22 protein-coding genes are annotated in these 26,019 nt (G+C 47.3%); 17 read left to right on the top strand and 5 right to left on the bottom strand.

The window, feature by feature from the left end:
• Positions 1-14 precede the first annotated feature (14 nt).
• A complete protein-coding gene (locus V7M78_RS13210) occupies positions 15-470 on the top strand; it encodes a YhcH/YjgK/YiaL family protein (protein ID WP_333650267.1) in 456 nt (151 codons plus the stop codon).
• A 90-nt stretch (positions 471-560) separates the two neighbouring features.
• On the opposite strand, the gene V7M78_RS13205 is transcribed toward V7M78_RS13210, so the two are convergent.
• Entirely contained in the window at positions 561-1,583 is a 1,023-nt protein-coding gene (locus V7M78_RS13205) for a threonine aldolase family protein (RefSeq protein WP_333650265.1), read from the bottom strand.
• A 252-nt stretch (positions 1,584-1,835) separates the two neighbouring features.
• Here V7M78_RS13205 and uvrB point away from each other — a divergent pair, with 252 nt between their 5' ends.
• The 5 genes from uvrB (at position 1,836) to V7M78_RS13180 (ending at position 7,370) form a co-directional block, all read left to right on the top strand.
• On the top strand, positions 1,836-3,824 hold the full coding sequence (gene uvrB / locus V7M78_RS13200) for an excinuclease ABC subunit UvrB (RefSeq protein WP_333650263.1): 1,989 nt from the start codon (positions 1,836-1,838) through the stop codon (positions 3,822-3,824).
• A 108-nt stretch (positions 3,825-3,932) separates the two neighbouring features.
• On the top strand, positions 3,933-4,166 hold the full coding sequence (locus V7M78_RS13195; RefSeq protein WP_333650261.1) for a FeoA family protein: 234 nt from the start codon (positions 3,933-3,935) through the stop codon (positions 4,164-4,166).
• Positions 4,159-6,156, top strand: coding sequence for a ferrous iron transport protein B (gene feoB, locus V7M78_RS13190; protein ID WP_333650259.1), 1,998 nt, complete (start codon positions 4,159-4,161; stop codon positions 6,154-6,156). Before V7M78_RS13195 ends, feoB begins: the two co-directional genes overlap by 8 nt.
• A 21-nt stretch (positions 6,157-6,177) precedes the next feature.
• Entirely contained in the window at positions 6,178-6,957 is a 780-nt protein-coding gene (locus tag V7M78_RS13185) for a threonine/serine ThrE exporter family protein (RefSeq protein WP_333650257.1), read from the top strand.
• Positions 6,951-7,370, top strand: a complete 420-nt coding sequence (locus tag V7M78_RS13180) for a threonine/serine exporter family protein (RefSeq protein ID WP_333650255.1) — start codon at positions 6,951-6,953, stop codon at positions 7,368-7,370. The genes V7M78_RS13185 and V7M78_RS13180 overlap by 7 nt, the downstream gene beginning before the upstream one ends.
• Here the strand turns inward: V7M78_RS13180 and V7M78_RS13175 are convergent.
• Positions 7,333-8,295 (bottom strand): DUF5688 family protein, encoded by a 963-nt coding sequence (locus tag V7M78_RS13175; RefSeq protein ID WP_333650253.1) that lies wholly within the window; start codon positions 8,293-8,295, stop codon positions 7,333-7,335. The two genes, V7M78_RS13180 and V7M78_RS13175, sit on opposite strands and share 38 nt — an antisense overlap.
• Before the next feature lie 292 nt (positions 8,296-8,587).
• Between V7M78_RS13175 and V7M78_RS13170 the strand changes: the two genes are divergently transcribed.
• Positions 8,588-11,320, top strand: a complete 2,733-nt coding sequence (locus V7M78_RS13170) for an HD domain-containing phosphohydrolase (protein ID WP_333650251.1) — start codon at positions 8,588-8,590, stop codon at positions 11,318-11,320.
• Positions 11,321-11,444: 124 nt separating this feature from the next.
• On the opposite strand, the gene rpsT is transcribed toward V7M78_RS13170, so the two are convergent.
• Positions 11,445-11,708, bottom strand: a complete 264-nt coding sequence (rpsT, locus tag V7M78_RS13165; protein WP_333650249.1) for a 30S ribosomal protein S20 — start codon at positions 11,706-11,708, stop codon at positions 11,445-11,447.
• A 198-nt stretch (positions 11,709-11,906) separates the two neighbouring features.
• Here rpsT and gpr point away from each other — a divergent pair, with 198 nt between their 5' ends.
• The 4 genes from gpr to hemW all read left to right on the top strand — a co-directional run bounded on the left by gpr (position 11,907) and on the right by hemW (position 17,320).
• The gene (gpr, locus tag V7M78_RS13160) at positions 11,907-12,884 is read left to right on the top strand and encodes a GPR endopeptidase (protein ID WP_333650248.1); all 978 of its coding nucleotides are present in this window, start codon (positions 11,907-11,909) and stop codon (positions 12,882-12,884) included.
• Between the two features lie 76 nt (positions 12,885-12,960).
• The gene (locus V7M78_RS13155; RefSeq protein WP_333650247.1) at positions 12,961-14,250 is read left to right on the top strand and encodes a stage II sporulation protein P; all 1,290 of its coding nucleotides are present in this window, start codon (positions 12,961-12,963) and stop codon (positions 14,248-14,250) included.
• 51 nt (positions 14,251-14,301) lie between these two features.
• Positions 14,302-16,116 (top strand): translation elongation factor 4, encoded by a 1,815-nt coding sequence (gene lepA, locus V7M78_RS13150; protein ID WP_333650246.1) that lies wholly within the window; start codon positions 14,302-14,304, stop codon positions 16,114-16,116.
• On the top strand, positions 16,106-17,320 hold the full coding sequence (gene hemW, locus V7M78_RS13145) for a radical SAM family heme chaperone HemW (RefSeq protein WP_333650245.1): 1,215 nt from the start codon (positions 16,106-16,108) through the stop codon (positions 17,318-17,320). Before lepA ends, hemW begins: the two co-directional genes overlap by 11 nt.
• Positions 17,321-17,385: 65 nt before the next feature.
• Here hemW and V7M78_RS13140 read toward each other — a convergent pair whose 3' ends face one another.
• Together V7M78_RS13140 and V7M78_RS13135 are read right to left on the bottom strand one after the other, a co-directional pair.
• The gene (locus V7M78_RS13140; RefSeq protein WP_333650244.1) at positions 17,386-18,093 is read right to left on the bottom strand and encodes a 3D domain-containing protein; all 708 of its coding nucleotides are present in this window, start codon (positions 18,091-18,093) and stop codon (positions 17,386-17,388) included.
• Positions 18,094-18,295: 202 nt separating this feature from the next.
• Positions 18,296-18,838 carry a 3D domain-containing protein gene (locus tag V7M78_RS13135; RefSeq protein ID WP_333650242.1) on the bottom strand — a complete coding sequence of 181 codons (543 nt, stop codon included), beginning with the start codon at positions 18,836-18,838 and terminating at the stop codon, positions 18,296-18,298.
• Positions 18,839-19,107: 269 nt separating this feature from the next.
• Here V7M78_RS13135 and hrcA point away from each other — a divergent pair, with 269 nt between their 5' ends.
• The 6 genes from hrcA (at position 19,108) to prmA (ending at position 26,018) form a co-directional block, all read left to right on the top strand.
• Complete coding sequence (hrcA, locus tag V7M78_RS13130) at positions 19,108-20,157, top strand: heat-inducible transcriptional repressor HrcA (protein ID WP_333650239.1); 1,050 nt, start codon at positions 19,108-19,110, stop codon at positions 20,155-20,157.
• Between the two features lie 17 nt (positions 20,158-20,174).
• A complete protein-coding gene (grpE, locus tag V7M78_RS13125; RefSeq protein WP_333650237.1) occupies positions 20,175-20,744 on the top strand; it encodes a nucleotide exchange factor GrpE in 570 nt (189 codons plus the stop codon).
• 55 nt (positions 20,745-20,799) lie between these two features.
• Positions 20,800-22,656, top strand: a complete 1,857-nt coding sequence (gene dnaK / locus V7M78_RS13120) for a molecular chaperone DnaK (RefSeq protein WP_333650235.1) — start codon at positions 20,800-20,802, stop codon at positions 22,654-22,656.
• A 98-nt stretch (positions 22,657-22,754) separates the two neighbouring features.
• On the top strand, positions 22,755-23,894 hold the full coding sequence (dnaJ, locus tag V7M78_RS13115) for a molecular chaperone DnaJ (RefSeq protein ID WP_333650233.1): 1,140 nt from the start codon (positions 22,755-22,757) through the stop codon (positions 23,892-23,894).
• Positions 23,895-24,299: 405 nt separating this feature from the next.
• On the top strand, positions 24,300-25,046 hold the full coding sequence (locus tag V7M78_RS13110; protein ID WP_333650231.1) for a sulfite exporter TauE/SafE family protein: 747 nt from the start codon (positions 24,300-24,302) through the stop codon (positions 25,044-25,046).
• Between the two features lie 9 nt (positions 25,047-25,055).
• The gene (prmA, locus tag V7M78_RS13105) at positions 25,056-26,018 is read left to right on the top strand and encodes a 50S ribosomal protein L11 methyltransferase (protein ID WP_333650229.1); all 963 of its coding nucleotides are present in this window, start codon (positions 25,056-25,058) and stop codon (positions 26,016-26,018) included.
• Position 26,019: the final 1 nt, after the last annotated feature.

Genomic DNA, 26,019 nt, shown 5'->3' with positions numbered 1-26,019 from the left:
AAAGGAGTATATATATGTTAATTTCCAGTCTTGTTTTGGCCGAGCATTACGACTATTTGGCAGAAAAATTCAGAATCAGTTACGCATTTCTCAGCAGACCTGACCTTGCCGACCTTCCGGTGGGAAGTATTAAGCTGGAGCAAGGGGTTACCGCCAGCGTGCAGGAGTATACAACCATCCCTTCACATGAGGGTAAGTATGAGACCCATGACCGCTACTTTGACATTCATTACATGGTTACAGGACGTGAGGTCTTTGATCTGGCACCTCGGGATGCACTGGAGGAAAAGATTCCTTACAATGCTGAGCGGGATATCACCATTTACCACGGACCAAATATGGCCAGCCAGATTATTCTTTCTCAAGGGGAGTTGATTGTGCTCTCTCCGGAGGAGGCCCATATGCCCAAGATTATTGCGGGTGAACCTTGTACGGTTAAAAAAATTGTGCTGAAGGTTCCGGTATACTAAAGTTTATTACAAAAGCCCTTTGGATTAAAAAAGCCCTCTGGGCCGGCTTGCCGGCTGCCAAAGGGCTTTTTCTGTTTTAATGAATTGTTGTCAGCATGCTTCCAAGTCCTTGACAAACTGGCGGCATGCATCTTCTCTGGTAGCCCAGGAAGTGACCAGACGGATTGCCGTATGGCTGTCGTCGATCCGTTCCTGGACAGAAAAAAGATAGCTTTCCTCCAGCTTTGCAATAACCCGGTCAGGGAATATGGGAAAAAGCTGGTTGGTTGAAGAATCGGAGTAAAAGGAATAGCCGCATGCCTCAATTCCCTTTCTGAGAATAGCAGCCATTTCATTGGAGTGAGAGGCCATATCGTAGAAGAGATTGTTCTGGAACAGCTCTTCAAACTGGATTCCTAAAAGCCATCCCTTTGCCATCATAGCTCCCCTTTGCTTGATCATAAAGCGGAAATCAGGCTTTAAATCCGGGTGGCTGATGATCAGGGCTTCTCCAAAGAGAGCGCCGCTTTTAGTGCCTCCGATGTAGAATACGTCTGTCAGCCGGGCAATATCCTCCAGGGTTAAGTCATTGGCAGAGCTTGTGAGAGCAGAGGCCATGCGGGCTCCATCCATAAACAGGTACAAGCCTTTTTGGCGGCAGATGCGGTGAATGGCTTCCAGCTCTGCCTTGGTATACTGGGTTCCGATCTCTGTAGAATTAGATATATAGACCATCTTAGGCTGAACCATGTGTTCGTCGGTGTGATGGTCCAGAGCTTTCTGAATAAGGGCAGGAGTCAGCTTTCCATCCTGGCTTGGCATAGCCAGAACCTTGTGTCCCACAGCTTCGATGGCACCTGTTTCGTGAACGTTAATATGTCCCTTGTCTGTGGAAATAACTGCCTGCCAGGGACGGAGGGCAGCTCCTATGGTGATGGCATTTGCCTGGGTGCCGCCTACTAGGAAATGGATGTCCACATCCTCCCGGCGGATTTCATCCATGATAAGTCTTTTTGCGTGGCTGCAGTGGCTGTCCATTCCGTATCCGGTATTCTGTGTTAAGTTGGCATTCATCATGGCTTCCAGGATCTTTGGATGAGCGCCTTCACTGTAATCGTTGTTAAAGCTGTACATAGTAATTCCTCCTGCTGTTTCATTGTATAAAACGTATAATATAACAAATAGAAGGGAATTACAATATTTTTGTAAAAAAGGGCCGGGAAAGGTAAGGTGAATTTGCCCGACGGGAAAAGAGAGCCCCCTGCAGGGTGATGAAAACAGAACAGATGTTCATGGAATAGCTATACATTTTTGCCCTCCTGTGGTATAATTGGCGGAAAAGGTAGAATGATAACGTGTGTGGGATTCATAAAGGAGGAAGCTTTCATGGATCATTTTGAATTAGTATCGGAATACGCCCCAACCGGCGATCAGCCCCAGGCCATCAAGGAGCTGGTGAAGGGCTTTAAAGAAGGAAACCAGTTTGAGACATTGCTTGGAGTCACCGGTTCGGGTAAGACCTTTACCATGGCAAATGTCATTAAGGCGCTGAATAAGCCGACCCTTATTATTGCACATAATAAAACCTTGGCGGCCCAGCTTTACAGTGAATTTAAAGAATTCTTCCCCAATAATGCGGTGGAATATTTTGTGTCCTATTACGATTATTACCAGCCGGAGGCATATGTGCCTTCCACAGACACCTATATTGAAAAAGACTCTGCCATCAATGATGAGATTGACAAGCTGCGCCATTCTGCTACGGCTGCCCTTTCTGAGCGGCGGGATGTGATCATTGTGGCCTCTGTATCCTGTATTTACGGTTTGGGAAGCCCTATTGATTATCAGGAAATGGTCATTTCCTTAAGGCCGGGCATGATCAAGGACCGGGATGAGGTAATCCATAAACTGATCGACATTCAGTATGACCGGAATGATATGGATTTTAAGCGGGGCACCTTCCGGGTCAGGGGAGATGTGTTGGAGATTTTTCCGGCATATTCCGGCAGCGAGGCGTACCGGGTGGAGTTTTTCGGTGATGAAGTGGACAGGATTACGGAGATTGACACTCTGACAGGTGAGATCCGGGCGGAGCTTGGTCACGTGGCTGTTTTCCCGGCCTCTCATTATGTTGTTTCCAAGGAGAAGATGGAGGCAGCCACCCAGACCATTCTGGAGGAGTTAAAGGAGCAGGTGGCTTATTTTAAAAGCGAAGATAAGCTTTTGGAGGCCCAGAGAATTTCCGAGCGGACCAACTTCGATGTGGAGATGATGAAAGAGACGGGCTTTTGTTCAGGAATTGAAAACTATTCCAGACATTTGACCGGAGGAAAGGAAGGAGAGCCGCCTTTTACCCTGATCGACTATTTTCCCGATGATTTTCTGATCATTGTGGATGAGTCCCATATTACACTCCCCCAGGTGCGGGGCATGTATGCAGGGGACCGGTCCAGAAAGACCACTCTGGTCAATTTCGGTTTCCGCCTTCCTTCTGCCCTTGACAACCGCCCCTTAAATTTCGGGGAGTTTGAGACGAAGATCAATCAGATGATGTTCGTGTCCGCCACACCTTCTGTTTATGAGGCGGAGCACGAGCTTTTAAGAGTCGAGCAGATTATCCGGCCTACAGGGCTTTTGGACCCTGAAATCGACGTAAGACCGGTTCAGGGCCAGATTGATGACCTGGTTTCCGAGGTAAATAAGGAAGTGGCTAATAAAAATAAGATACTGATCACAACCCTGACCAAGAGGATGGCAGAGGATCTGACGGATTACATGAGAGAAGTGGGAATCCGGGTGAAGTACCTTCATTCCGACATTGACACTCTGGAGCGGTCTGAGATCATCCGGGACATGCGTCTGGATGTGTTTGATGTGCTGGTGGGAATCAACCTGCTGCGTGAGGGACTGGATATTCCGGAAATTACACTGGTGGCCATTCTGGATGCAGATAAGGAAGGCTTCCTCCGTTCTGAGACTTCATTGATCCAGACCGTGGGACGGGCGGCCAGAAACTCTGACGGACATGTGATCATGTATGCGGATAAAGTGACGGATTCTATGAGGGTGGCTATAGAGGAAACCAACAGAAGAAGGGCCATTCAGCAGAAGTACAATGAAGAGCATGGGATTACGCCTACCACCATTAAGAAGTCTGTCCGAGACTTGATTGCCATTTCAAAGGCAGCTATAGAAGGGGAGAAGGACTTTAAGAAAGATCCGGAGTCCATGGATGGAAAGGAACTGGAGAAGCTTGCTAAGGAGCTTACCAAGAAGATGCACCAGGCTGCGGCAGAACTGAACTTTGAGGAAGCGGCAAGGCTCCGCGACCGGATGGTGGAAGTGAAGAAGCTGCTGCGGGATATGGAAGATTGATAATAACGTTGACAATAATTTTCAATAAGGGTAAAATCTCTGTGGATGCAGTCCGTGGCAGAGCCATGGCGGACGAAAGTAAAAAGTACTGTCCGAAGGAGATTATTGATGAAGCTTTATGAAGGGGAAATAGGAAAAACTTATATTGTTTACAGTGTCATGGTGAGGGATGCCGTTACCAGACGACTGGAGGCTTTGGGGGTCAATGAAATGACACCTGTTGTCCTTATGAATAAAAAAGGCAGGGGTACTGTTATTATTAAGGTCAGAGGCACCCGCCTTGCCCTTGGAAGAAGGATTTCAGAGGGAATTGAAATAAGGGAGGCCGTCAGCCATGAGTGAAGAAAATAAGATGATACGGGTCGGGTTTGTAGGAAACCCAAACTGCGGAAAGACCACCTTATTCAATGCATTTACAGGTGCCAAGCTGAAGGTGGCTAACTGGCCCGGCGTTACGGTGGAGAGAGTTGAGGGAATGGCCTCTTATAAGGGCTGTTCCCTTCGGATGATCGATACTCCGGGGATTTACAGTCTGACCTGTTATACCATAGAAGAAAAGGTGACCAGAAAGTGCCTGGAGGATGGGGAAGTGGATGTGATCGTCAATGTGGTGGACGCCTCTTCCCTGGAACGGAATCTGTATCTGACCCTTCAGCTTCTGGAGCTGAAAAAGCCTGTTATACTGGCCCTTAATATGATGGATATAGTGGAAGAGCGGGGAATGGAAATTGACTTGCACCGCCTTCCTGAAATGCTGGGTTCCATTCCGGTGGTTCCGGTGTCTGCCAGAAAGCGGACCGGACTTGATGTGCTCCTTCATGCGGTGATTCATCACTACGAGGAAGGGCCTCAGGGCGTGGTGGTGAATTACAGCCCTAAAATTGAGAACAAGATTTCCAAGATTGAGACAGTATTGAAGGCCCATTATGGCAATCTGGACAATTTGAGATGGCATGCCATTAAGCTTCTGGAATATGACGAAGAGGTCTGTAAGGACCATCCGGTGAACCTGACCAATATCATTGAACGCAATTATGAGAAGGAAATTATTAACGAGAAATACGATTACATAGAGGGGATTATCAGCGAATGCCTGGTGAACAAGGAGCAGAAGGCCGCATTTACGGATAAAATCGACCAATACCTGACTCATCCCTTCTGGGGAGTGCCCATATTCCTTGGAATTATGGCTTTGGTGTTCTTTTTGACCTTTACTGTGGGAGACTTTTTAAAGGGGTATTTTGAAACAGCTCTCGATGGGTTTTCCGGGCTGATGCTGGGCCTGATGGAAGGAATTGAGGCTGCTCCCTGGGTTATATCCCTGGTGGTGGATGGAATTGTGGCTGGTGTGGGAGGGATTCTCACCTTTCTTCCCAATATTTTTATTCTGTTTCTCGCCCTTGCATTTTTGGAGGACAGCGGATATATGGCCAGGGTGGCTTATGTGATGAATGAAATTATGGGCAGGGTAGGACTTTCGGGAAAGGCGTTTCTGCCTATGCTTCTGGGATTTGGCTGTACGGTTCCGGCTGTTATGGCCACCAGGGCTCTTCCAAGTGAAAAGGATAGAAAGAGGACTATTTTTATCACTCCCTTTATGTCCTGTTCGGCAAGGCTTCCCATATACGTTCTGTTTTCTCAGATGTTTTTTCCCGGTCATGCCATGGCAGCAGCCTATTCCCTGTATCTGGTGGGCCTGGCGGCAGCTATTGTGATCGCTTATGTGACACACCGGATGAGAAGGGGAATGGATGAGGACGCTCTTTTGATTGAGCTTCCCGAGTATAAAACTCCCAATGGGAGGACGGTAGCCATCTATGTGTGGGATAAGGTAAAGGATTATCTGGGAAAAGCCGGAACAACCATCTTTCTGGCCTCCATTGTTCTGTGGTTTGTGCTGAATATTGGGCCTTCCGGATTTGTTTCGGATGTGTCGGAAAGCCTTGCCGCCATAACCGGGCAGGTTCTGGTTCCGGTGCTTCGTCCTGCCGGTCTTGGGGACTGGAGGATTGCGGTAGCCTTAATCTCCGGCCTGTCTGCCAAGGAGGTGGTGGTTTCCAGTTTTTCCGTGCTGTTTGGAATCAGCAACATCAACTCTGCGGCAGGAATGGAAAGCCTTTCGGGAATTCTGGCAGGTGTTGGGTTTGGGGCCGTAAACGCCTATTCCCTGATGATCTTCTGCCTTTTGTATTCTCCCTGTATTGCGGCGGTTGCTACGATTAAAAGAGAAACCCACTCTTTTAAATGGACAGCAGGCATGGTGCTTTTCCAGATTGCAGTTGCCTGGGGCGCTGCGGTGCTGGTATTTCAGGCGGGAAGTCTGATTTTTTAAGAAAAGAGCAGGAGACAAAATATGAATGATAAACTGCTTGTGGAAACCGCAGTTTTAGCAGGCGAGATCATGTTGATAAGCGGTGCGGAAATTTACCGGGTGGAGAGTACCATTGATCATATTCTGAGGAAATCGGGCCGGGATACGGCGGAGGCCATTGTGTTTTCCACAGGTATTTTTGCATCTCTCAACGATTCTTCCATTGAAGCCATTACAATAGCCAGAAGGGTGTCCGGGCGGTCCACCAACTTAAATAAGGTGTACCTGGTCAATGATGTATCCAGAAAGCTTTGCCAGGACTTGATAACGGTAGAGGAAGCTCACCGCATGCTGAAAGAGATAAGCCATACGGTTCAGTATGGGAGAAGGTTAAAGGATATCGGAGTAGTGGGCGTGGCCTTGTTTTTTACCCTTCTTCTGGGAGGAGGAGTCAGGGAATGCACTGCCGCTGCTGTAACGGGAATTGTGCTGGCCGCTTCTATGGAGGGGGCCTTCAAGATCCGTCTCAACGATTTTTGTGTCAATGGGGTCTGCGCCTGCTTAATCGCCGTCACTGCCCTTTTGATGGAACGTTTTTTTATGCCTGGAATGAAAAGTGATATTGTCATCATTGGTGCCATCATGCCTCTGGTTCCCGGCATGATATTTACGACCGCTATCAGGGATACTTTAAATGGTGATTTTGCTTCCGGAATATCCAGAATCATGGAAGCGGTGGTAGTTGCTCTGGCGGTTGCCGCCGGAGTGGGAGCCGGAATGGGCTTGTTTCAATGGCTGGCAGGAGGTGGGCTTGCATGGTAATACAGACAATAGGTGCCTTCCTGGCAGTGCTCAGCTTTTCTCTGCTTCTGGAGGTTCCCAGAAAATATCTGGCTTTGGCGGGAGGTGCAGGTGCAGCAGGCTGGCTGGCCTATCTTTTGGCGGAGTCCTGGTCAGGGTCGGTCATAGCAGCAGCTTTTTTGTCCAGCCTGCTGGTAGCCCTTTTCAGCCATATTTTTGCAAGGGCTTTTAAAGCTCCGGTCACAGTGTTTTTAATTGCGGGTATTCTGCCCTCCGTACCGGGGGCCTCGATCTACCGCAGTGTTTCCTATGTGATTGCCAATGAACCGGAGCTTTCCAGCCGTTATCTGGTGGAGACACTTCAAATATCCGGTGCCATAGCCGTGGCTATTTTTATTATGGATTCTTTGTTCCGATTGGGGCAGAAGAAGTGAATGCAATGGTTAAGCTGCTTTTGCTTTTAGAATAGTAATAGATGTGATTGGAGAGGCGGTCTTCCTCAGGAACTTCTTCCTGGTTAATGGAAAAGACAGTATCCGCCAGATCTTCTAAAGAAATGGTATCATTGTAGGGAATTATGAGGACTTCGTGAATGCTGGAGGGCAGGATGATTAAATCACTGTCATTGGCGCTTGCGAAGTCTTTTAATATGCCTTCGTAAAAGATGGAGGAAGCCCCGTTCATCCCGGTGGAATTGGTCAGCACGAACATGGGAGGAGACATAGGAGGGGTATCAAAAAAATCCTCCATGGCACCTTCTAATTCTTTTTCCAAAGTTTCTTTGGCAATGTCTGTAATAACCTCGGAAAGGCTTCTGATGCGGGCGGGAAACAGGCGGGGGGTATTTGTTTTGGCCGCCAGGAATAAGTCTTCGGTGGAAAAGCCCCAGGTGTTTAGGTGACTGTTGTGGATAAGGGCGGTCATAAGGCTGTCTTCTGTCTTTTGAAGTGCCAGGCAGAATACAAGGGCCAGGTCCAGATCGGAATAAGGGATGTGGGGAATGGTTTTTAACAATTCTTCATTGGCAGTTTTGTTGATGAGGCGGAAAATGACTTTGCTTTTGACTTGGTCCGGCAGCAGCAGATCTTCGAAGAGAGAGGGGACAGGAAGCAGGCTGTCGTGGTAAAGAGACAGAATGTCGCTTAAAATGTCTTCCAGGGGCCTGCCATAGCGGAATTCCTGGTAAAACTGGTTTAGATAAATGGTGGGAGCTGACCTTTCCCCGGCCTTTCCAATGCACAGGCCATCTAACAGCAAGCCGTTGTTCTTTTGGACGGATTGCAGGGACAGGTTAAATTCTGCTCCAAGTGTTTCCTTTAAGGAATTTTTGACGGTTTCCAGAAATGCTTCGTATACCATATGTATACCTCCTTAGATGTGATTTATGTAACTGCATAAGGCAGATTACAACAATTTAGAAATGATGCTTCCGGAATCGGAATGCGATGGGATTGAATCTTTTTTATTATAAAGGAGTTTTGAAAAAATAACAATATAATTTGTATATTTTTAAATTTTTATGTCGCATAAGATGTGCAGGATGCATAAGAATGCTTGATATTAAGGGCTGAAAGATATATAATTGTATAAGATAAAAAACATTCCGGCTGTATAAAAATGAAGCTGCCGGTGATGTAAAGGGGGCGTTTGTGTGACAAGGCGGGAAAGAAGGCAGATTTTAATACTGGCTTTGTGCGCTGTTGTTTTTGCTGTTTCCCTTTCCCTGATTTTCACCCAGGAAAAGGATAAGCTGGACAGGGAATTCGGGAGTATGATTACCGGCAGCCTGAATCTCCATATTCAGCATAATGCTGAGGAAATCGGCCAGACCATTATAGATGTGGGACGGGCCATGCAGGTGGCAGAGAAAACGCTTCACATGGTTGATCAGACTCCTCAGGATTTTTTTCGGCAGAGAAATGCTGAAAACCCTGTTTATGCGGTGGAATATCTGACTAAGGCGCAGATGGAGGGCGGGGGCCTGTCTGCCCTGATAGAGGACGAGAGAGGGAAGGCAGTCTGGAAGCTGGCAAATGGCCGGGAGCTGATGTGCAGAATACATTATGATGAAGCTTCGTCCGCCTATTATCTTTCGGTGATCATGCCTTTGAAGGAAGGGGGAATTCCCGGCGCATTGTACAGCAGTGTTTCAATAGAGGGACTGTTGCGGGAGACTTCTGAAAGCGCAGTCTATCAGGATGTACAAAGCTGTTTTGTCACTGATGATGGAACTCTCATTTTCAATACCTTCCGGCCTGAGGAAAAGGGGGATTTATTTAAGGAACTGGAAAACTATGGTGTGCCTTTAGAGGAAATCGGTCGTGTCAGAACAATCATAGAGAGCCCTGAGGTGGACAGTATCATCCTTGCGGTTAAGGGAGAAACTTATTTCATATCTGCGGCCCGGCTGGAGCAGAGCGGCTGGATTCTGGTGTCCTTTGCCCGGGGGCCTGAGGCTCTGGCACATTCGGAAAATATTTTTACCAGTGTCGTATATACCAGTGCGCTTTCCATTCTGCTGACTACGGCAATCGGCAGTATGGGACTCTTTTTGTTTCTCTCCGGCCGGAAGCTTCTGCAGAAGGAGCAGGAATATGGTGCGGCACTGTCACAGCGGCTTAAGGCCATGTTTGAGCAGCACAGCGCCCTTAAGGTGGTTTTTGATGCGGAATCTTACAAAATTGTAGATGCCAATCCTTCCCTGCTGGAGTACTTCGGATATACGAGAGAAGCTGTTCTGGGACAGAAGATTCATGAGTTCACTGTTTTATCTCCTGAAATACATGACGAAAGGCTGAGGAAAGAGCTGAACAGAGAGGCAGTCTTTTCTGCTTCCCCCTACCGCCTTAAAAACGGAGAGATCAGATATATGGATGTTCATGCCTCCGTGGTTCAGGATGGGGAGAACAAGCTGATATATGCCATTCTCTTTGATGTGACTGACCGGGAGAAATTCCGGGAGGATCTGGTGCAGGAAAAAGAACGGCTCAGGATAACCCTGCAGTCTATTGGTGATGGAGTGGTGACAACAGACAGCAGAGGCGTGATTACCAGTTTAAACAGTGTGGCAGAAAAGCTGACAGGCTGGGGGAGTGATCAGGCGGTTGGCAGGCCCTTTGCCGATGTGTTTATCCTGAAAAATGAAGAAAGCGGCGAACCGGTGGAAAACCCGATCCAAAGGGTTCTGGAAACAGGACTGATCATTGGTATGGCAAACCATACGGAACTGGTTAACCGCCAGGGAAAGTGCATTTCTATTGCGGACAGCGCTGCTCCTATTAAGACGGCGGATGGGCAGACCTTTGGCGTTGTCATGGTGTTCCGTGATGTAGGAGATGAAAAGGAGCACAACAGGCAGATCGAATTTTTAAGCTATCATGATTGTTTGACCGGTCTTTATAACCGGCGCTACATAGAAGAAGCCATGAATTGCCTGGACAGAGCAGAGCATCTGCCTATTTCAGTGGTTATGGCCGATGTCAACGGCCTAAAAATTACCAATGACGTATTCGGACACAAGGCGGGGGATGCCCTGCTTCTCAGTGCAGCCGGACTGATGAGAAGATGCTGCGGACAGGATGCCATCATTGCCAGGTGGGGAGGAGATGAGTTTGTCATCCTAATGCCCCGGACAAGCCTTCAGACTGCGGAAGAGATGACCATGGAAATAAAGCACACTCCCATTGTCATTGAAAACGGAAGCTTAAGCCTTAGCCTGTCCCTTGGATGTGCCTGCAAGGATCGGTTGGAGGGAAGCATTCATGCTGCTCTTCAGCAGGCAGAGGAATATATGTACCATCAGAAGCTTTTGGAGGGCAAGAGCTACCGGAGTGCCCTGATCAGCACTCTGCTGATCACACTCTATGAAAAGAGCAATGAAACGGAAGAACACTCAAAACGGATTGAAAAGTACTGCCATGCCATAGGAAGAAGGCTTCAGCTCTCCTCTAAGGAGATGGATGAATTGTCCCTGTTTTCCCTTCTGCATGATATCGGAAAGGTCAATATTGACCCTAATATCCTAAAAAAGCCGGGCACTCTCACGCCGGAGGAATGGGAGGAGATGAAGCGCCATCCGGAAATCGGCTACCGCATTGCCCAGGCAACGCCGGAGCTGGCAACGGTGGCGGACTTGATTCTTTCCCATCACGAACGCTGGGATGGAAAAGGTTATCCCAGAGGATTAAAAGAAAGAGCGATTCCCCTTGCCTGCCGCATTCTGTCTGTGGTTGACGCTTTTGACGCCATGACCAATGACCGCATATACCGTCAGGCTATGACAGCCGGGGAAGCTGTTTTGGAACTGGAGAGCGGTGCCGGGACCCAGTTTGATCCCAAGATGGCAGAGCTTTTAATTGAAATAATTATAAATGAGGAAAAATGACCGGAGAAGCCGGAGATAGAAAGAGTCTGCCCCTGAATACAGGCAGGCTCTTTAAATTTGCATATAAAAACAAAAATCCCATTCAGTGGGTTATTCTGAATGGGAAAAAGTCTGTTCTATAAAATTAAGCTATAGCGTTTACAGCCTTAGTGATTCTGGATACTTTTCTGGAAGCAGTATTCTTATGATATACGCCCTTTGTAGTAGCCTTATCGATTTCTGTGATAGCGCTGATTAAACTTGCCTGTGCAGCAGCCTTGTCACCGGCAGCAATAGCAGCTTCTACCTTCTTAATTGATGTCTTCACCTTGGATCTGATCGCTTTGTTTCTAGCGGCCTTTGTTTCGTTAACTAAGATTCTCTTTTTTGCGGATTTAATGTTAGCCAATCTGTACACCTCCAATCAAATAATAAGTATAATCATTTTTTTGTTTCCCATTAAAGTCTGGACACGGACAGTTCAATGTAAACATACCTTAGTATTCTAACGAATTTTAACGTATCTGTCAATACATAATTCCCGCTTTTTTGTAGAAAATGTAATTGTAAGGCATATATGGCCGAAGAAGTGAAAAAGGAGGAAGAAATGGAAAACACATTTGAAGTGCGCACAGACCTTGCGCTGGAGGAAAAGGAAAGCTTTCCGGGAGACGGCGGTGAGATTACAGGGGTGTCCTTAAGGGAATGGCACAGAGCCAACAGCCCCATAAAGATGACGGAAGTGAAGATTTTGGATAAAAAAGGGGAAAAGGCCATGGGAAAACCCATTGGAACCTACATCACCCTGGAGGCGGGAGAACTGTCTGTAAAAGATGAGGATTATCACCGGGAGGTTTCTGAAGAGCTGTCAAGCCAGATCCAGAAGCTTTTGTCAGGGAAGAACTACAGAAAGCCTGATTTTCATTTATTGGTGGTAGGCCTTGGAAACAGCTCCGTAACACCTGATTCCCTGGGACCCAGAGTTCTTAAAAATCTTCAGGTTACAAGGCATTTAAAGGTCCAGTACGGAGATGATTTCTGGAAGGGCAGAAGCATGCCGATAATCAGCGGAATCATACCCGGCGTCATGGCCCAGACCGGTATGGAAAGCGCGGAAATATTAAAGGGGATCATAAGGGAGACAAAGCCTGATCTGATCATTGCCATTGATGCTTTGGCGGCCAGAAGCGTAAGGCGTCTGGGAACTACTATCCAGCTTACGGATACGGGAATTCACCCAGGCTCCGGGGTGGGCAATCACAGGCACAGCCTGACCAGGGAAAGTCTGGGAGTTCCGGTTATGGCTATCGGCGTTCCCACGGTGGTAGGGGCTGCGGCCATTGTCCATGATACGGTTTCCGCCATGATTGGAGCCTTGTCAAAGAGCATGGAAACAAAGGGCATGGGGGATTTTATGGGAAGCATCAGCTCTGATGAGCAGTATGATCTGATCAGAGAACTTTTAGAGCCGGAATTTGGTCCTATGTACGTCACACCCCCTGATATTGATGAAACGGTGAAGGAACTGAGCTTTACCATTTCTGAAGGAATTCATCTGGCATTTTTGGGACAGGAAGATTCGTAGTAAATGACAGGCTTTTTGCATAGGATGGGAAAGGGAGCAAAATGCTTTCCAGTAAATCATTGTGCAGGAAGAGGCTATGAGACAGAGAGACAGAGGAATCAACTGGTTTATAAAAAATATGATGATTGCAGTAAGCCTCGTTCTGGCCGTGCTTCTGGCAGGAAAGACAGGAGGCTTCCAAATGGCGGCCGGATGGTTAAAGGGCGGGGCAGGCCTTGGAGTCTCCTATATCTGGCGCAGCCAGTACCCCGGCGCAGTCTGGGAGGAGGGAGAAACTGGAGATCTTCCGGGCGGCTTTTTTGGCAGCATTCTCTTCGGCAGCTCCCCCCTCTACCGGTATAAGGGGAAACGGGAGGTGCCAAAAGCCGGCTATAACGAGGCGGACCCTGCCTATGAGGGGTATTTGGAAAGCGGAAGGTTTTATGAGGAACACAGCTTTCTTTTATATGACGGAGGAGAGGAAAGCGGGGAGGATGGAAGCGTCAATGCAGAGGTTCACAAGGCTCCGGAGGAGCAGGCGCCTGTAAAGACAGAGATTCCCGTGGAAAAGGACCCGGCTATGACCTGCTCCTCAAGCAGTATATGGCCCATTGTGGGAACTACCTACCGAAGGGAGCAGCTTGCTGATTACGACTACATGATGAAGCATTTTTACAGCGTTCATGCTTCTACCACCGCAGGAAGGGATTTAATGAAGGCGGATGACTTTCTTTCCGAGGATTTCACCCTGGCAGGAGGAAGTGATAAGCCCCAGATTCTCATTTACCACACCCACTCCCAGGAGGAGTTTGCGGACCATGGCCCGGATAACCCGGGGGCCACTATAGTGGGAGTCGGAACTTATCTGACAGAGCTTTTAACAGCCAAGGGTTATAACGTGATTCATGATACATCGGTTTATGACCTGCAAGGTGGAAAGCTGGACAGGAACAAGGCGTATACTCTGGCTTTAGAGGGGATTTCGGGTATTCTTCAGGAGAATCCTTCCATTGAAGTGATGCTGGACGTTCACCGGGATGGGGTCAATGAAAGCCTTCACATGGTCAATGAGGTAAACGGAAAGCCCACAGCCCCTATCATGTTTTTTAACGGAATCAGCCAGACTCCAAAGGGTCAGATCGAATATCTGCCCAATCCCTACAGGGAGAAAAATCTGGCTTTCAGCTTTCAGATGCAGCTTGATGCAGCAGCTTATTTCCCGGGCCTGACCCGGAAAATATACATAAAGGGACTTCGCTATAACCAGCATCTCCGGGCCAGGTCTGCTCTCATTGAAGTGGGGGCCCAGACCAATACCTATCAGGAAGCCTTAAATGCCATGGAGCCCCTGGCAGAAGTTTTGGATATGGTGTTGCAAGGGAATTAAAAAAATGGTATATTTTAATTCGGAGAACATCAGAAAAGAGGAATTTACCATATGGCAGGCGCCCAGCAGAATAAAATACGGAATTTTTGCATTATTGCACATATTGATCACGGAAAATCCACCCTTGCGGACAGGATTATAGAAAAGACAGGACTTTTGACCAGCAGAGAAATGCAGTCCCAGGTCCTGGATAATATGGATCTGGAACGGGAGAGAGGGATTACCATCAAGGCCCAGACCGTCCGCACCGTTTACAAGGCCAAGGATGGCCAGGAATATATTTTTAACATGATCGATACCCCTGGTCATGTGGACTTTAATTATGAGGTTTCCAGAAGCCTTGCAGCCTGTGACGGAGCGGTCCTGGTAGTGGACGCTTCCCAGGGAATCGAAGCCCAGACCCTTGCAAACGTTTATATGGCACTGGATCACAACTTAGATGTGTTTCCGGTGCTCAATAAGATCGATCTGCCCAGTGCGGACCCGGAGCGGGTGGTGAGTGAGATTGAAGATGTCATCGGAATTGAGGCCCATGACGCTCCCAGGATTTCCGCTAAGACAGGGTTAAATGTGGAAGATGTACTGGAGGCCATTGTGGAGAAGATACCGGCTCCGGAAGGAGATCCGGAGAACCCTCTGCAGGCCCTGATCTTTGACTCTCTATATGACCAGTATAAGGGAGTAATCGTATTCTTCCGGGTCAAGGAAGGAAGAGTGAAAAAAGGCGATAAGGTCCGGATGATGGCTACCGGAGCTTTGGAAGAAGTGGTAGAGGTAGGCTATTTCGGCGCGGGTCAGTTCATTCCCTGTGAAGAGCTGAGTGCAGGCATGGTAGGCTATCTGACAGCCAGCATAAAAAACGTAAAAGATACGGCAGTGGGTGATACCATTACCCATGCAAACAGGCCTTGTAAAGAGCCTCTTTCAGGATACAAGAAAGTGACCTCCATGGTTTACTGCGGATTATATCCTGCCGACGGAGCCCGTTACAATGATCTTCGTGATGCCCTTGAAAAGCTGCAGCTCAATGACGCTTCCCTGTTTTTCGAACCGGAAACCTCCCTGGCCCTTGGCTTTGGATTCCGGAGCGGATTTTTAGGTCTTCTCCATCTGGAAGTCATTCAGGAACGTTTGGAGAGAGAATACAACTTAGACTTAGTCACCACGGCCCCCAGCGTTGTTTACAGGGTCTATAAGAAAAACGGCGATATGCTGGAGCTGACCAATCCTTCCAATCTTCCGGACCCTACGGAGATCGAATACATGGAGGAGCCGATTGTCAGCGCGGAAATCATGGTGACCACGGAATTTGTAGGTGCTATCATGACCCTTTGCCAGGAACGGCGGGGTGTATATCTGGGCATGGAATACATGGAGGCCACCAGGGCATTGTTAAAGTATGAGCTTCCTTTGAATGAGATCATTTACGATTTCTTTGACGCACTGAAATCACGTTCCAAAGGCTATGCTTCCTTTGATTACGAGCTGAAGGGCTATGAGCGGTCTGAGCTGGTAAAGCTGGACATCCTGGTGAACAAGGAGGAAGTGGATGCCTTGTCCTTTATTGTCCATGCGGAATCTGCCTATGACAGAGGACGGAGGATGTGCGAAAAGCTGAAGGATGAGATTCCGAGACAGCTTTTTGAAATCCCCATTCAGGCGGCCATCGGAGGAAAGATCATTGCCCGTGAGACGGTAAAAGCCATGAGAAAGGACGTTCTTGCCAAGTGTTACGGCGGCGATATTTCCCGTAAGAAAAAGCTTCTTGAAAAGCAGAAAGAAGGTAAAAAGCGTATGCGCCAGGTGGGTAACGTAGAAATACCGCAAAAGGCGTTTATGAGCGTATTAAAATTGGATGATGAATAAAAAAGATTTAGAGCTTTATATACACATTCCCTTCTGTGCCCGCAAATGCGCATACTGCGATTTTCTCTCCTTCCCGGGAGATCAGCAGGCCCAGAGGGAATACAGTTTTAAATTAATAGAAGAGATCCGATGTCAGGGTGCCCGCGCCGAGGAATACCAGGTAATCAGCGTATTTATAGGGGGAGGCACTCCTTCTATATTAAAGGCAGAATATATGGCGGAAATCCTTTGTTGCTTAAAGGAGAGTTTTCATATCCTTCCTGACGCGGAGATTTCCATGGAGGTAAATCCCGGCACTGTTACTGCTGAGGGCCTTGCCTGTTACAAAGAAGCAGGGGTCAACCGGATCAGCATGGGGCTTCAGTCTGCCGATGATCAGGAACTGCGCTGGCTGGGACGAATTCATACTTATGATGAATTTTTAAAAAGCTATCAGAGAGTCCGTATGGCGGGCTTTGACAATGTGAATGTGGACTTGATTTCCGCCATTCCGGGGCAGACTTTGGAGTCCTGGAAAAACACTTTAAAAAAGACTGCTATGCTGAAGCCGGAGCACATATCCGCTTACAGCCTGATTGTGGAGAAGGGAACTCCCTATTATGACCGGTACGGCGGCTATGAGCCTGCAGAGGGCCGTTGCGGGCGTCAGAGAGAGCACGAATGTCTTATGTCCCTGCCGGAGCTTCCTGACGAGGATACGGAGCGGGAAATGTATTATATGACTCAGGAATTTTTAAGGGAACAGGGATATGAGAGGTATGAGATCTCCAATTATTCCAAAAAAGGATATGAATGCAGGCATAATATGGGATACTGGATGGGAACAGAGTATCTGGGATTTGGACTGGGTGCTTCTTCTTATTTTGAAGGCTGCCGCTTTCATAATACCCCTGATTTTAAGGAATACTGCGATGCCGCATTTGACCAGGAGGAAGAGTTCCGGAAGGTTTTAAGACAGGATTTTGAGAAGCTGACCATAGAGCAGAAGATGGAAGAGTACATGTTTCTGGGACTGAGGATGATAGAAGGAGTCTCGGCCCAGGAATTTGTCAGCCGTTTTGGCCATAATATAAAAAATGTCTATGGGATGATTCTGTCGGAGATGGAGGAAAACGGCCTTATGGAGTGGAAGGACGGATATTACCGTTTGACCTCCCGGGGAATTGATATCAGCAATTACGTGATGAGCCGTTTCCTGTTGTAGAATGTCGCTGATACTTGCAAAAAAATGCCCTGATGGAGCTGTAAAGCTCTTTCAGGGCATTTTTCTTATTGAACCAGAAATGCTTCTACATTCCGCATGCCGTAGGCTCTGGTTTCTCCGTGGGTGTTGAAGAAAATATCGATGTGATTTCCTTTGACACCGCCGCCCCGGTCCTCTGCCGTGTAGATGATCCCATTGACCATGATGCGTGTTCCGTAGGGAATAACTCTGGGGTCAACGGAAATGGTGTGGTTTGCCTTTGCTATGGTTCCGGTACTGGTTCGTCCGCCCCAGCCGCCGGAGCACTGTCTGCAGGGACAGTAGGCTGTAGTGCGGAACACTCCCAGAGAGCGGAGCTGAGAGGAAGCAGGAATTCCCTTGCCATAGAGCTTGGAGGAAAATCTCTGTCCGCCTGCATAGGTTTCCACCAGGAAGGTGCCTTCTCCGTAAGATTCCCATGGTACGGAGATGTCAAAGCCGCAGTTTCCTGTTCCAAGGCCCTGGGCAGCTAAGTCCTCCCGGTAAATGGACGCCTCTGTGGTCAGCTCGGCAGCCACCTGTCCGTTTGCCTGATTGGTGATGACTACTTTTACCTCCAATGGCTGGTCAGCCTGGGAGCTGTTAAATGCCCAGCCTCTTACTCCGTTTTCGTCTGCGTAATCGACGATGCCTGATGTCTGGGCGGCAAAGATATTAAGGGCGCTGATCCATAAGAACGCCGTCATTAGTAATGCTCCTGAGAGCAAGTGAATTCGCTTTGCTGTTTGTTTCATAAATTACATCCTTTCTTTTTACAATCTGTAATATTATTTAATATAATATAAATATTTGTAACAGAATTGTAATAAATGAGGTACAAGTAATTATTTTACACATTTTTCCAGATTTGTCAAGGGCTGATATGGAAAGGAAATAAAAAACGCTGCAGAAAAGAGGGGAAGTCCGCTTTTCTGCAGCGTTTTATAGGTGAGTATATTAACTTTTTGTAATTTCTTTAACAGCAAAGATTTCAATGGTCTGTCTTCCGAACTGCAGCGCTTCTGCACGGCTGCCAACGAAAACATCCACTTTTTTCCCTTTGATACTGCTTCCGGTGTCTTCCACTGTGTAAACAGTTTCTCCGATCATCACCTTTGTTCCTAAGGGAAGGAGGGTTAAATCCGCTGATAAGGTGTGTCCGGCCTGGGGAGTGGTTCCTGAATAAGTTTTTCCGCCTCCGGTACAGCTTGGGCAGTAGGCAGTGGCAGAGAAGTTTCCTAAGGACTCGCCTTTTTCATAAACAGGTGCTGCCGGTGTTTCCTGAACTGGTTCTTCTTTTTTCTTAATGCCCGGTCCGATTTCTTCAGAAGGGGTCTCCGTATTGTTCTCTTTGATGGACTCAGCGGTTTCAAGACTGGCGGACTGTACTGATCCGGCCTGGCTGTTCTCGGTGGCTGCCATGGAAGTCATGGACAACAGCAGTACACAAAGGATTGTCAAAAATCCGGTAATTCGTTTCTGTCTTGGAAAGCTTTTCATGATTTACCTCGCAATGATGTTGTTTTGGTGTTCTCAATTATTATTATATTACAAATATGTTAAATGTCAAGAAAATAATGTCAACACCTTGTAACATTTGAAAGAAAAATGACAAACAGTAAAGAAAAGTGTTACAAAAAGTTCACTAAAAATTTTTTCGGTAATGTATTGACAAAAACCAAAAAAAAGAATATATTATGAACAGAAGATGTTAGCACTCCTAAACGTCGAGTGCTAACAAAAATAACTCAGAAAGGAAGTGGGGCAGTTTGAATCAAAAGGATCAGTTGGATGAGCGGAAGGTTACCATATTAAAAGCCATCATCAAAACTTATCTGGAAACAGGAGAGCCAGTAGGGTCCCGTACCATTTCAAAGTACACGGATTTACACTTAAGCTCCGCCACTATCCGGAATGAGATGTCTGATCTGGAGGAGCTTGGATACATTATGCAGCCCCATACCTCTGCAGGAAGAATTCCTTCTGACAGGGGATACCGCTTTTATGTGGACCAGATCATGCAGGAAAAGGAAGAAGAGTTCACTGAGATCAAGGATATGATGCTAAAGCGTGTGGATCGGGTGGAGCTTCTGCTAAAGCAGATGGCAAAGCTTTTGGCTCAGAACACCAATTATGCGGCAATGATCAGTGCTCCTCAGTACCACAGGAACAAATTGAAATTTATCCAGATGTCAAAGGTTGATGAGGAAAGACTTCTTGTGGTCATCGTGGTGGAGGGCAACATCATTAAGAATACTATGATTCCCCTCCGGACAGAATTAAATGAGGAAGGACTTCTGAATCTTAATATTCTTCTTAACAATGCCCTCAACGGGCTGACCATAGAGGAAATCAATCTCGAAGTGATCAGCAGCTTAAAGATCCAGGCAGGTCCCCACAGTGAGGTGGTGGACCGGGTGCTCACCGAGGTGGCGGCAGCTATCCGGGGAGATGACGAGGATCTTCAGATTTATACCAGCGGAGCCACCAACATTTTCAAGTACCCGGAATTAAGCGACGGGGAACGGGCCAGCAAGCTGATCGGCACCCTGGAGCAGAAAGAGCTTTTGCAGGGACTGGTGGATGATGTGAACAGCTCAGAGAGCGGATCAGGTATCCAGGTTTACATCGGTGACGAGGCTCCTGTCCAGAACATGAAGGACTGCAGTATTGTAACAGCCAATTATGAGCTTGGTGAAGGCTTGCGGGGAACCATTGGAATCATCGGTCCCAAGCGCATGGATTATCAAAAGGTGCTCAGCACATTGCGCAATCTTATGACGCAGCTTGATATCATATTAAAAAAAGATGAAAGGTGAAGGGAAGAACATTGAGCATGGAAGACAAGAAAACAGACGGGAAGCCGGCAGACGAGGCTTTGGATACAGAGGATGTCCTTGACCCTGAACATGAAATAGAAGATGGGGAAACCTGTTCTGAAGAAGAAACAGGAACCCGGAAAAAGAAAGACCCCAAGGATGAAAAGATCGAGGAGCTGACAGACCGGCTCCAGAGAAATATGGCTGAATTCGACAACTTCCGCAAGAGAACGGAAAAAGAAAAATCCGCCATGTTTGAAATTGGGGCAAGGGATATTGTGGAACGTATCCTTCCGGTTGTGGACAATTTTGAAAGAGGCCTTGCAGCCGTTCCTGAGGAGGAAAAAGGCTCTCCTTTTGCAGAAGGAATGGAAATGATATACAAACAGCTTATGAAAACCCTGGAGGAAGCAGGCGTAAAGCCGATCGAAGCGGTGGGAAAACCCTTTGACCCCAATTTCCATAATGCGGTGCTTCACGTGGAAGATGAGTCTCTGGGAGAAAATGTGATTTCCCAGGAACTTCAAAAAGGTTATACCTACCGGGACACTGTGGTGAGACATTCCATGGTGCAGGTAGCTAATTAATTAGAATAGAAACGATTACATTCACACTTTGTTTAATAATAGGAGGAAAAAAACTATGGGCAAGATCATTGGTATTGACTTAGGTACTACAAACAGCTGCGTTGCTGTTATGGAAGGCGGAAAGCCGGTTGTAATCCCCAACAGCGAAGGCGTAAGAACCACACCGTCTGTTGTTGCATTTACTAAGAATGGAGAAAGACTTGTAGGCGAGCCTGCAAAGCGTCAGGCTGTAACTAACGCAGACCGGACCATCTCTTCCATTAAGAGACACATCGGTACAGATTACAAAGTATCCATTGACGGAAAGAATTACAGTCCTCAGGAAATTTCTGCCATGATTCTTCAGAAGTTAAAGGCAGATGCAGAGGCTTACTTAGGCGAGAAGGTAACAGAAGCAGTTATTACTGTTCCTGCATACTTTAACGATGCTCAGCGTCAGGCTACCAAGGACGCAGGAAAGATTGCAGGTCTTGATGTAAAGCGTATCATCAACGAGCCTACAGCAGCAGCTCTGGCTTACGGACTTGACAATGAAAAAGAGCAGAAGATCATGGTATACGACTTAGGCGGCGGTACCTTCGACGTTTCCATCATCGAGATCGGTGACGGCGTTATCGAAGTACTTTCTACCAACGGCGATACACGTCTGGGCGGCGATGACTTTGACAACCGTGTTACCCAGTGGATGGTTGACGAATTCAAGAAAGCAGAAGGCGTTGACTTATCTGGTGACAAGATGGCTATGCAGAGACTGAGAGAGGCTGCTGAGAAGGCTAAGAAGGAAATTTCTTCTGCCACAACAACCAACATCAACCTTCCGTTTATCACTGCAACTTCAGAAGGTCCCAAGCATCTGGATATGAACTTAAGCAGAGCGAAATTCGACGAGCTGACTTTAGACCTTATTGAGCGCACTGCAATTCCCGTACAGAACGCATTAAAAGATGCAGGAATTTCAGCAGCAGAATTAGGAAAGGTGCTGTTAGTAGGCGGTTCCACCCGTATGCTGGCTGCACAGGAAAAAGTAAAACAGTTAACAGGCAAAGAACCTTCCAAGACCTTAAACCCTGATGAGTGTGTTGCTATCGGTGCAAGCATCCAGGGCGGAAAGCTGGCAGGCGACGAAGGTGCAGGCGATATCCTGCTTCTGGACGTAACTCCTCTTTCTCTGTCCATCGAGACTATGGGCGGAGTTGCCACAAGACTGATTGAAAGAAATACGACTATCCCAACAAAGAAGAGCCAGATCTTCTCCACAGCTGCTGACAACCAGACAGCGGTTGACATCCACGTGGTACAGGGTGAAAGACAGTTTGCAAGAGATAACAAGACCCTTGGACAGTTCCGTCTGGACGGAATTCCGCCAGCAAGAAGAGGCGTTCCTCAGATCGAAGTTACCTTTGATATCGATGCAAACGGTATTGTAAATGTTTCTGCAAAGGATCTGGGAACAGGCAAGGAACAGCACATCACCATTACTTCCGGTTCCAACATGTCTGACTCTGACATTGAAAAGGCTGTTAAGGAAGCGGCTGAGTACGAGACACAGGATAAGAAGCGCAAAGATGCCATTGACGCCAGAAACGATGCAGACTCCATGGTATTCCAGACAGAAAAGGCTCTGGAAGAGGTTGGAGATAAGATCGATGCAAACGACAAGGCATCAGTAGAAGCAGACTTAAATGCTTTAAAAGAAGCGATCAACAGAGCACCCATTGAAGATATGACCGATGCCCAGGTAGAGGATATCAAGGCTGGAAGAGAAAAGCTGATGAACAGCGCTCAGGCTCTGTTTGCCAAGGTTTATGAGCAGGCTCAGGCAGGCGCTCAGGGTGCAGGACCTGACATGGGCGGCCCGGAGGCTTCCTATCAGGACAGCGATGTAGTTGACGGCGATTACAAAGAGGTGTAAACTAATCTGGTCGGTTGACGAAACATTGGAAAGAGTGTTGTAGTGATACAACACTTTTTCCGTGGTTTTTAAGCATGGAGTGAAAGGTAAGACCTAAGATGGCAGAGAGTAAAAAAGATTATTATGAGACCCTGGGTGTGGCCAAGGATGCGGATGACGCAGCCATTAAGAAGGCCTACAGGGCATTAGCAAAGAAATACCATCCTGACACCAACCCCGGAGATGCTGCGGCTGCCGAGAAGTTTAAACAGGCTTCCGAGGCCTACAGTGTGTTAAGCGACCCCGATAAGAGACGCCAGTACGACCAGTTTGGTTCCGCAGCCTTTGACGGAAGCGGAGGAGCCGGCGGATTTGGCGGATTCGATTTCAGCGGAGCAGATATGGGGGATATTTTCGGAGACATTTTCGGGGATATCTTTGGCGGCGGAAGGAGAAGCAGCGCCCGTTATAACGGCCCCTCCAGAGGCGCCAATGTCAGAACCAGCATCCGGATCACCTTTGAGGAGGCTATTTTCGGCTGCGAAAAAGAAATTGAGATCAATTATAAGGAAGAGTGCGCCACCTGTCACGGAAGCGGGGCAAAGGCGGGAACCTCTCCCACTACCTGTCCCAAATGTAACGGAAAAGGAAAGATCATGTATACCCAGCAGTCCTTTTTCGGTCAGGTACAGAATGTCCAGACTTGTCCGGACTGCGGCGGCACCGGCACCATTATAAAGGACAAATGTCCGGACTGTTATGGAACCGGGTACAACACCAAAAGGAAGAAATTCAAGGTTACCATTCCGGGAGGAATTGACAACGGTCAGTCCGTCCGCCTTGGAGGAGCCGGAGAGCCGGGAACCAACGGCGGTGAAAGAGGAGATCTTCTGGTTGAGGCAGTTGTTTCCAACCATCCGATTTTCAAGCGCCAGGATACCAGCATTTATTCCACTGTTCCCATTTCCTTTGTAAAGGCAGCATTAGGCGGTCCAATCCGCATCAAGACTGTGGATGGAGAAGTGGAGTATGAGGTAAAGTCCGGAACCCAGACTGACACCAAGGTGCGGTTAAAGGGCAAGGGTGTCCCCTCCCTGCGCAACAAGGCTGTCAGGGGAGATCATTACGTGACTTTGGTGGTTTCAGTGCCTGAACGGCTGACAGAGGCCCAGAAGGACGCTCTCCGGAAGTTTGACGATGCCATGAACGGGATCGCACCGGAAGGGGAAAAACATAAAAAAAAAGGGCTCTTTAAATAGAACCTGAAATGATTTCATAAGAAAAACAGGAAATGCGCCATGTGACTGAATGGTTTAGTCATGAGGCGCATTTCCTGTTTTTAATTGTAAAAAGGTTCCTGTTCTGATTCCAGCGGCCAAGGCGGGTGTGATGGGGTGTAATGCATCAAGGAATTTCGTTTACTTGATATGTTTTTTGCCTCTGCTGCCGGATCAAAACAAAGTTCCTTTTCATCCGTTCATTAAGTTAATGCACCAGCCATCTTTTTTATTGCATTGTTTTTCAAAAAAAATTATTTTTTTTATAAAAAAGGGAATCAGCCTTGAATATTCGTTGATTTTATACGCTTGCAAGGGGTTTCATTGTATGTTATGATATCATATGTTTAAAAATACAGACGTTCATACCGAAGAAAGGGAAGTCACATGTATCAATATCTGATTGTATGCCCTTTGGTTTTTCTGGCGGGCTTTGTCGATTCCATTGCCGGAGGAGGAGGGCTGATTTCTTTGCCTGCATTTCTCGCAGCAGGAATTCCCCCTCATCTCGCCATAGGCACCAATAAAATGAGTTCCACTATGGGAACAGTGGTTTCTACGGCCCGGTTTGCAAAAAGCGGGTATATCAAAGGCTTTCTGTCTTTAATTGCAGCCGGTTTTGCCATCATAGGCTCCACCATCGGAGCCCATTTATCCATGCTTGCCGATGAACGAATCTTAAAGGGAATGATGCTTGCCGCTCTTCCGGTAGTTGCCTTCTATGTTCTTAAAAATAAGAATTTGGGGGATAATGAAGAGGTCAACACCCTTCCAAAGAAAAAAATGTATTTAATCACTATGACAGCCGCATTTCTTATCGGCTGCTATGACGGTTTTTATGGGCCGGGTACCGGCACTTTTTTGCTTTTGATCTTGACCGGACTGGTAAAGATGGATGTCAGGTCTGCTTCCGGAACCACTAAGGTAATTAATTTATCTTCCAACATTGCAGCACTGGTCACGTTTTTAATCAATGGAAAGGTTTTACTTCCGTTGGGGATTGCCTCCGGGATTTTCTGCATTGCAGGTCATTATATTGGATCAGGCATGGTAGTGAAAAACGGCTTGAAGGTGGTCCGCCCTGTGATCATGGTGGTGTTGCTCTGTTTGTTTGTAAAGATTATTAAAGGATAAGGGATTGCTATGAAATGGAAAAAATTTACGCTGACTACCACCACAGAAGCGGTGGACTTGATCAGCAGCATGTTTGATGAAATCGGAATTGAAGGAATTGAGATTGAGGATAATATCCCTCTTACGGAAGCGGAGACAAAGGGCATGTTTATCGACATCCTGCCGGAGCTTCCTCCTGATGAGGGCGTTGCAAAGGTCAGTTTTTATTTAGACCCTGATTCTGATACTGATATAGAAGGTATGTTAAAAAAGGTGGAGGAAGGCTTAGAGGAGCTTTCCATGTTTGTGGACCTGGGGGAGAGAACCATTGAATCCGGTGAAACAGAGGATAAGGACTGGATTAACAACTGGAAGCAGTATTTTAAGCCCTTTACTGTGGATGATATTCTCATAAAGCCTACCTGGGAGGAGATTCCCAAGGGACATGAGGATAAGCTTTTAATTGAAATTGATCCGGGAACTGCATTTGGAACAGGACAGCATGAGACGACCCAGCTTTGTATCCGCCAGTTAAAGAAGTATGTGATGCCGGATACTGTTCTTCTGGATGTAGGAACCGGAAGCGGAATTCTGGGCATTACTGCACTGAAGCTGGGGGCAAAGAGCGTATTTGGAACAGACCTTGATGAAAATGCCATTACTGCCGTAGGAGAGAATCTGGAGGCAAATGGGATTTCTTCTGATAAATTCAAAGTTCTCCAGGGCAATATCATTGATGATCAGGCTGTTCAGGAGGAAGTGGGATTTGAGGCATACGATGTGGTGGTTGCCAATATTCTTGCTGATATCATCATCATGCTTCAAAAGGAGATCCCAGTTCATATGAAAAAGGGAGCTATTTTCATCACCTCCGGCATTATCAATATGAAGGAAGAGGCGGTGAGAAAGGCTTTTGCGGAAAATGAAGCCTTTGAACTGGTAGAAGTCACCTATCAGGGGGAATGGGTCTCAGTCACTGTAAGAAAAAAATAGG

Source organism: Lacrimispora sp. (genome assembly GCF_036758025.1).
GTDB lineage: Bacteria > Bacillota > Clostridia > Lachnospirales > Lachnospiraceae > Lacrimispora.
The sequence above is the reverse complement of the archived record's forward strand: the minus strand, read 5'-3'. Positions and strand labels throughout refer to the sequence as shown.